5 protein-coding genes and 1 pseudogene are annotated in these 4,357 nt (G+C 63.7%); 3 read left to right on the top strand and 3 right to left on the bottom strand.

Going from position 1 to position 4,357, the window contains the following annotated elements; genetic code table 11:
* Window positions 1-768, top strand: a 768-nt coding sequence (locus ACY693_RS15710) for a hypothetical protein (RefSeq protein WP_462322755.1), incomplete at its 5' end; no start/stop codon positions are given.
* Here ACY693_RS15710 and ACY693_RS15705 read toward each other — a convergent pair.
* The 3 genes and pseudogenes from ACY693_RS15705 to ACY693_RS15695 all read right to left on the bottom strand — a co-directional run.
* A pseudogene (locus ACY693_RS15705) lies at window positions 740-983 on the bottom strand (peroxiredoxin); the annotation flags it as partial. The gene ACY693_RS15710 and the pseudogene ACY693_RS15705 overlap by 29 nt on opposite strands.
* 168 nt (window positions 984-1,151) lie before the next feature.
* Entirely contained in the window at window positions 1,152-1,778 is a 627-nt protein-coding gene (locus ACY693_RS15700; RefSeq protein ID WP_462322754.1) for a hypothetical protein, read from the bottom strand.
* Window positions 1,779-1,787: 9 nt separating this feature from the next.
* Complete coding sequence (locus ACY693_RS15695; RefSeq protein ID WP_462322753.1) at window positions 1,788-2,150, bottom strand: GerW family sporulation protein; 363 nt, start codon at window positions 2,148-2,150, stop codon at window positions 1,788-1,790.
* A gap of 280 nt (window positions 2,151-2,430) precedes the next feature.
* Between ACY693_RS15695 and ACY693_RS15690 the strand changes: the two genes are divergently transcribed.
* Window positions 2,431-3,081, top strand: a complete 651-nt coding sequence (locus ACY693_RS15690; RefSeq protein WP_462322752.1) for a hypothetical protein — start codon at window positions 2,431-2,433, stop codon at window positions 3,079-3,081.
* A 172-nt stretch (window positions 3,082-3,253) separates the two neighbouring features.
* A partial coding sequence (locus ACY693_RS15685; protein ID WP_462322751.1) for a DEAD/DEAH box helicase occupies window positions 3,254-4,357 on the top strand: 1,104 nt, incomplete at its 3' end.

Here is a 4,357-nt window from a genome sequence, read left to right as displayed (position 1 = left end):
CTGCTGATCGCAGTGAGCCTCTGGGTCGCCCCGAGCGGCAGCTGGACCTCCTGGTGGCAAGATATCGTCGCCACCACAAGCCTGACGCAGCTACCGCCTGGCCATAGCACCATCGCCGCGCCCTGGAACCGCAGCCTGGCCGGCGCCATTGCCCGTTTCCTGGTACCAAACAAATTCAGCAGCATCATCGCCGATGATCCTGCGTTGGCCGCACGGCTGACCGGCAGCGCAATCCTGATCCTCCTCGCCGCAACCGCTGCGCTCCTCTGGCGCTCGATGCGGCGCAGCCTGACAGCCACGCAAGCCACAGCGGCATCGCACCAAGGGGCTGGAACCGGCGCCGGAACCAACGCAGGTATCGCCAGCAGCTCGAGACCCGAGCGTCGATTTCGTCACAATCACCGCTTTGCGCGACCGCGCAGTGCAGTCGATCACGACCTGGAGCTGTCGCTGATCAGCATCACGGTGTTCCTGATCGCTCCCGCAAGCTGGACCCATCACCTGGTGCTCTTGCTGCCGGCTGCGCTCGTGCTCTTGCGCGACCGCGTGCTCGCCCCTTCACTGCCACTAAGCAGCCGCCTCAGCGCCGTGCTGGTCCTCGCCGTCCGCGCCCTCCCCCTCGACGACCTGATCCCGCGGGAGCTGAGGGTCTCGTCACTGCCCCTGATGACGCTGATGACCGTGGCCGTCTTTGCGCTCTGGCTGCTACTCGCAGAGCAGCTGTGGCGGCGGAGCAGCGACCTGAGCCGAGTCGGGCATCGTAGCTAGCGGCCTGCTCAGCGGTGACCGGCGGCGGCACGATCACCTTGTCGCCTGGCTGCCAAACCTCCCGGCTGCCAAGCCTCAGTGGTCGCCACGCCGCGCTCGCCGGAGGTCTGCCGGGCCTTGACCAGGCGCACGGGCTCGTCGATCGAGCGCCCAACGTTCGTCCGGTAGTAGACCATGACACGCAGCACGCCATTGGGATCGATGACGAAGGCGGCGTTGGCCCTTTATCAAGGCGTATGATCACAGCTCTCCTGATGATCACTGAGGTGGCCTAGGTGCTGGATTTCGCTGCCTAGGCGCAGCCGGAGCTTCTGTTTACGGCATCTTCCTGCATTTGCTGAGGACGCCGAGACGCCGAGCATCAGGGGCCAGGTCTCGCCTGACTAACGATCGTCGCTTGTTAACCGGTGGCGCGTAGCAAGCGTCCGAGCGGCGCGGATCACGGTCGGCGAAAGCGCGAACCCAAGACACAACGCAATCAGCCGGAGGGGCGTAAAGCGCAGACTTGCGCAGGTGTATCCGTGCAGACGGGGGCCCGAGAAATCCGGGGAGATGTCTATCGAAACTGCCGAAGGCTCACTGCCGTCTGGCCGTGTGAGCCAGACTCGCAGCGGCGCGAGCAACGCAGCGATAAAGCCGGTATCCGCGGGATCATTCATCCCGATCACGAATCGGGTCTTCACGCGGCGTGGCCCTAATGCGCGCATCAAGTCCCGAAGCAAGCGCAGGAGTCGTCGCAGGAAACCCGGGCTCCTGAGAAGCCGAATAAGCCTGCGCATCTGCGGCTGCCGCTTGCCGGGGCGCTTGCCCCGAGGTCGACTCCACCACCGCACCGTTCGACGTCGTCTCTGTTGCCGCGGGCGCACACGGATACGCACGAGACCGAAAAGCCAGTACAGGCGCAGTCGCCCGCTCCAGTCGCTGTCCTTTTTCAGCACGCCGACGATAGCCACTGGGGTCGCCAGCAGGGAGAGCGCCAGCAGCAGAGCGATGCCTAATGCGGCCAGCATCGCGGGTCGTTAGTCGTTCGCGTCTTTGTCCTTATTTCTGGCGTTGAGAACGCTCTGTGCCAGTGTTTCGACGACCGAGGCCGTGGCCCCTTTCAATGATTCCACCGTTGCGCCATCTGGTCCGATCAAAACGACGGCAAGAGGCTTCATGCCGCCGCCGCCGGCGGATGCCCACCCCATGCCCTCGCCTTTCATCAGCTCCTCGCCCTTACCAGTGCCCTTGCCAGTCCCGAATCCGAACCCGACGCTCATCAGCGGGACAATGGTGTAGTCGCCGATCTGGATCGGCTCACCAACGACATGTTTGGTGTCTAATGCCGTTTGCATTTGACTGAGCACCGCGTGGACCATGTCTTCGACATCTTGGGTCATGACAAACTTCCTCCGGCGCTGACGGTATCAGCTGTGAATGGCTTCGGGAGCTAAGCAAACTGCAGCGTGGCTCGGTTTTGGGGTTGCAACTGACCTCGGCGTGCTCCGACGCGGGTAGGCCGGCTGCGGTCGCACCCAGCATACAGCGAGTGAGCTGGTAGCGTCGCGCATCCTATGCGCGACAGGTTGGCCGTGCATGGTGCGTTTGCTCTTCGCTGTACAGTCCGTTCCGATGTCAATCGACAGTCGCACAAGCAGCCCGCAACAGAGGCCTCACAAAGTGGCAAGTGACAACGACCGCAAGACTAATGGTGTTTTCAAAGGGCTGCTAGAAACGGGTAGCGGCGTCGTTGGCAAGGCCATGGATAAGGGCAGCGATGTCGCATCCGCCATGATGACCCATACGGCCGGGCTGATCTCAAAGATCTCGGATGACATTGGTGCCATGGCGGACCGTATCTTGATGATGGAGGAGCGGATTGGCCTGATGGCGGATCGCATCATCAAGACAGAGGAGCTCATGGCCAAGTTGACGGCAACACTGGCCAACAGAAATCTCGACCTCTCCTCATCGGAATCGATGACGGAACAAGCACTCCGGCCCCCGTTGCTGAGCGTATCCACCACCGAGACTGCGCGTTCGTTGCCGCCCCAGATCCAGATTACTGGCAATCCCAACCTCTATCTCCTTTACGTGTCGGCGAGCCCGGCGCTACGAGACACCGATACCGTTGTGAGTAAGATCGAGACGTCGGGCGATCTTCAGACTGCGTGGAAACGAAGCCTAACTGCACTTGCAGGGACATTTGAACCGTCCGACCAGGCCTCGCCACACGGCGCTGTGCTGACAGTCGCGGTGAGATCTGTCGGCGAGAACGGCCAACCCTCGCCACTCTCAAACAGTGTTGACGTCTTGGTCGCCGAGGGCTAGCAACGCAGGCTAGTGGCGCGGCTCTGACACTGGCGGCGCTCGCTGCGCAGCGGTCGCCGCGCGGCGTCCTGCTGAACGGCGGCTCGCCGGCATAGAATGACCATTGACTGATCGGCGATTGCCCAACAAGTGCGAGCCAAGCGCCGCAGGATCTTCGAATGGCTAGATTTGAATGACGACCATCACCAACAACTTCGACACCTTCGACCTTGACGAGCCGTTGCAGCGCGCCATCGCCAACGCCGGCTGGAAGCAGCCAACACCGGTGCAGCAGCGGGTCATTCCCGCCGTGCTCGAGGGTCGCGATCTGCTTGCCTCGGCCGCCACCGGCTCCGGCAAGACCGGCGCCTTTCTGCTGCCGATACTGCAGCGCCTTAGCGAGGAGCCAGCGCCCGATGGCGGCATCCGCGCACTGGTGCTGGTGCCAACGCGCGAGCTGGCAAGCCAGACCCAGACCGAATTCTTGAGCCTCGGCAGCCGCACCCGGCTGACCGCCGCGGTGATCGTCGGCGGCGAAGATCGCGGCCGCCAGGTCTCGGCCTTGCGCAAGAATCCGGACCTGGTCATTGCCACCCCGGGCCGGTTGCTCGAGCATCTCGCGACCGGCGAGGCCGATCTGACCCAGCTCAGCTTCCTGGTGCTCGACGAGGCCGACCGCATGCTCGATCTCGGCTTCGCCGCCGATGTCATCACCCTCATCAGCGCCAGCAACCGCGAGCGCCAATCGCTGCTGTTCTCGGCCACGCTCAAGCACGGTGGGCTGCGCCCGGTCACCGATCATCTGCTGAAGAATCCGCAGGTCATCGAGATCGACGCCATCCGCGCCGCGCATCCCGACATCAGCCATCAGATCATCCTCAGCGATGAGCTACCGCAGAAACAGGCGCAGCTGCTCTGGCTGCTGCAAAACGAAGCCTATGAAAAGGCGCTGGTGTTCGCCAACACCCGCGCCCGCGCCGACGCGATCGGCGCCTTCCTAGTCGGCGAGCAGGTGCGCGCTGCCGTGCTCCATGGCGAGCTCGATCAGCGCGAGCGCAAGCGGGTGATGGGCCTGCTCGAGCGCGGCCAGGTCTCGGTGCTGGTTGCCTCCGATGTTGCCGCGCGCGGCCTGGATCTGACCGGCGTCGAGCGCGTGATCAACCTCGACATCCCGCGCAGTGGCGAAGACTACCTGCATCGCACCGGCCGCACCGGCCGCGCTGGTCAGGCCGGCATCGCCATCTCGCTGGTCTCGGCGCAGGAATGGAACAAGATGGAATCGATCAGCCGCTGGCTC

This window comes from Halochromatium sp. (assembly GCF_054919635.1).
This window is presented reverse-complemented; position numbering and strand designations above follow the sequence as displayed.